Origin of the sequence: Coleofasciculus sp. C1-SOL-03 (assembly GCF_040220555.1) — a bacterium.
Classification (GTDB): domain Bacteria; phylum Cyanobacteriota; class Cyanobacteriia; order Cyanobacteriales; family Coleofasciculaceae; genus Coleofasciculus.
The window spans coordinates 1-3616 of sequence record NZ_JAVJUO010000154.1 but is presented as its reverse complement, the minus strand read 5'-3'; the positions used below and the strand labels follow the sequence as shown (position 1 = coordinate 3616).

3 protein-coding genes are annotated in these 3616 nt (G+C 46.0%); all 3 read left to right on the top strand.

Annotated features, from left to right (window positions below):
• Window positions 1-417 precede the first annotated feature (417 nt).
• The 3 genes from RIE73_RS24880 (at window position 418) to RIE73_RS24870 (ending at window position 3482) form a co-directional block, all read left to right on the top strand.
• Window positions 418-1440, top strand: a complete 1023-nt coding sequence (locus tag RIE73_RS24880) for a CHAD domain-containing protein (RefSeq protein ID WP_446403731.1) — start codon at window positions 418-420, stop codon at window positions 1438-1440.
• A gap of 229 nt (window positions 1441-1669) precedes the next feature.
• A complete protein-coding gene (locus RIE73_RS24875) occupies window positions 1670-2317 on the top strand; it encodes a Crp/Fnr family transcriptional regulator (protein WP_446403730.1) in 648 nt (215 codons plus the stop codon).
• Window positions 2318-2870: 553 nt separating this feature from the next.
• On the top strand, window positions 2871-3482 hold the full coding sequence (locus RIE73_RS24870) for an alpha/beta hydrolase (protein ID WP_446403732.1): 612 nt from the start codon (window positions 2871-2873) through the stop codon (window positions 3480-3482).
• Window positions 3483-3616: the final 134 nt, after the last annotated feature.

Below are 3616 nucleotides of genomic sequence, written 5' to 3'. Positions count from 1 at the left end.
CATTATCTGCCTACTTCCTGCTTCGTGTTTTTATGTAATCCAAGTCGCTTAACGGCTTCTCTCAAAGGAATATCGCCAATATGAGTAAATTTAAGCCAATATGACCATATAGTATCATACTGGCTGTCTGTTATCAACCTTTAACGATAATCCCTGAGTGTCAGATCCGGCAAGGTATGATTCATCGCAAAATGGGGTGAGGAAGCCCCATCCGCGTCAACTTAAGGTGAAAAGCTCGGTTGAGCAAGGGTGTCGGGTGTCGGGTGTCTGTTGTCGAGGATTGGGTCGGGGAAATAACGATTTTTGATTCACGAGTATGGTATGATTCCTGGATACAGATTTTACCAAAAAGCAACGTTTCCCTCTATATGGTTCCCCAAGGGCAAACGTGCCGGATGTCTACCGCACACCATACCGATGATCACCACTCCCTCATCAGACCCAAAGCTCTTTGGCTATTGGGCTTATCTAGCTATTGAAAAACATTTCCAGAGAACTATTCGGTATGAAACTGATGTTCTCCAGGATAGAGATCCTGAAGCGCTACATCAAATGCGCGTAGGGATGCGACGGCTACGCACAGTGGTGACGGGTTTTGCCCCAGCCTTGGTGTTACCCAAAGCCGCTAGTGAGAAGAAAATTGCTAAACTAGCGCGTCGGCTGGGAAAACTGCGGGATTTGGACATCATGCAAGAGGCGCTGCAAACTCAGTATCTGCCCACTTTGCCCAACTCTGAACAAAAAATCGGCAAAAAAGTATTAGCCACGTTAGAAAAACAGCGTCATCGCGTCTTGGTTCAGGTTCAGAAAACTCTCAACGACAAATCCTATCGGGATATGAAACTGGCTTTTCAAGATTGGTTGCAGACGCCGACTTACGGAATGTTTGCCGAATTTCCCATTGCTGAGATTTTGCCGGATTTACTGTTACCCTTTGTGAGTCAGTTTTTCCTGCATCCGGCGTGGCTGATTGGTGTAACGTTTTCAGACGGACAGAAGCAGGTGGATCAGGATCTGAGTTTAGAGGATGTGGTTGAACTGTTAAGTCTTCAGGGTTCCGTGTTGCACAGCTTACGGAAACAAGCCAAACGAGTACGCTATCAGATGGAATTATTTACTGACTTTTATGAGACGTCTTATCAGGATTATGTGAAAGAGATTAAATCGATTCAGCGTGTTTTGGGGCAAAGTCAAGACAGTTTTGTCCTGGCAGAATTTCTGTCAGATTGTCTGAACCTAGAAATTCAGAAGAAACTTCCTACCTTAGTAGAGCAGTTGAGTCGCGATCGCTATCAATTATGGCAGGAATGGCGATCGCTCCAAGAACGATATCTCTATCCCCAAACCCGCCAAGACTTGCGTCTAATTGTTGTACATCCACTAGAAAGCGCGACTCACACCTCGCCTGTGACTGTCCCAGACGCACAACATGCTAATTGATGGAAACTCTATTAAGTTATGTAAATACTCTTCAATCCCTGACATTAAGACGTAGCTTGCTTGGCGCTCCCTGGAGTATGACAAATGAAAAATGACGAACGACAATTTCATTTTTCCCATCAACTTAACATTTAATCTGTTGATTACCGAGCCTTTACCTTGATTGCTTACAGTAGAGCTGCCCTGCTATACCAGCTTGTGAAAATCTGGCTGGAGAGAGTTGCAGCCCATGATTCCAACTTCCAGAGCCGTTTTGGACGTAAACCCGACTCAATCACTGGGTCATACCGAATTCCAAGATTCACGTCGCTTGCATTTTTATGCCAAAAGCGACAAAATTCCCATAATTTCTCAAGGAGTTTGGCAAGTCTGCCAAGGTGTCGTTCAGCTGAGTACACTTTGCCAGAATGGAGAAGAAGTGTGGCTAGGTTGGGCAGAACCTTCAATGTTTTTTGGTCGTTGGTTTTCGCTGCTGAGTGCTTACCAAGCGACGGCATTGTCTGACGTACATCTGATTTGGTTTTCCTTAGAAGAGATCAATGGGTCACCACGATTGGCTCAGATGATATTACCGCAAATCACCCACCGGATACGCCAAACTGAGGCACTCCTGGCGATCGCGGGTCAGCGTCGAGTTGAAGATCGTTTACAACACCTGTTGCTGTTGATGCAACAGGAAATGGGTCAACCCGTACCCGAAGGGACTCGTTTAAGGATACGCCTGACGCATCAAAACCTTGCTAATGCGATCGGTACAACCCGTGTCACCGTCACCCGACTCCTGAATAAATTAAAAAATCAGGGCAAGATTAGCTTTGATAGCGATCGCCACATTATTGTTAAACACGGTAGCTTCAAAAATGTTGCTGAGTGGTGAGGACTTATAGCAGAAGGCTCTAGGGCAGAAGGCGGCAAAGCAGGAGGGGTCTTACTCATACCTTCTCGTTTCAGCCGTACAAGAACGTCCTAACCTTTATGGCAACAGCTATAGATCCTCGATTGACCCAAGACCTTGGGGATCTGGTCAGGGACTAGCCCAAGCCAGATCTCAGATGCACCTGTTTCGAGCTTGATGATTCTGTCCTTCGTCCTAGGAAGACGGAGGATAAATTTTTGGGTACGTCAACTGCTATATCGCCTCAGATTGAACACCAGAGAATACCACCATCCGGTAAATTTAAGCATTCCATGACAAAAAATAACCCACTCAATATGATTGTTTATCCTGCTCCGGCGAGAATGCCCCTATATATACAAGGAGGGATAGTAAGGAATGAATCCCGTTTGGTGAGAAAACTTGTTTTCATTTTATTCGGATGGTATTCATCCTCACAGGTATAATACAAACAATAGTTGAGCTATCGGCGGGGAATGTCAAAGTATTTGTAGCCCCAGTAAAATCACACGTTAAGTTTTTTAGGAGTAGACCCCTGTCTTTGGAGACGATTTCAATTCCACCAGCTACAAGTAAACAACCAGTGGGAGTGGTTGCGATTCTGCACGGCTGGGGAGCTAATGCAAAGGATTTGCAACCTCTAGTGCCAGAATTGGCTCTATCCAACTACCATGTCTTGCTACCTAATGCACCCTTTGCTCACCCACAGGTAGCTGGCGGCTATATGTGGTATGACTTGGAACGAGAAGATTATCAGGGATTGGCACAAAGTCAGCGTCTCTTGACAGAGTGGTTAAAGTCATTGGAGAGTCTCACCAAGATTCCTCTGGCTTCTACGATTGTAATGGGCTTTTCTCAAGGGGGAGCCATGGCTTTAGATATTGGATTACATTTACCCTTAGCGGGTTTAGTGTCCATGAGTGGTTATTGGCATCGCACGCCTCAAGAGATTGAACCTCCTTTGCCTCCGGTTTTAATTGTTCATGGTAGACAAGATAATGTTGTTCCTTTGAGAGTCGCTCATCGATTGCGGGATTATTTACTAGCCCTAGGTGCGCCCATGCAGTACAAAGAGGTGGATATGGGGCATGAGATTGCGCCGGAAGTGGTGGAAATTGTGCGGGATTTTATTTTGGTGAATACATAGGGAACAGGGAACAGGGAACAGGGAACAGGGAACAGGGAACAGGGAACAGGGAACAGGGAACAGGGAACAGGGAACAGGGAACAGGGAACAGGGAACAGGGAACAGGGAACAGGGAACAGGGAACAGGGAACAGG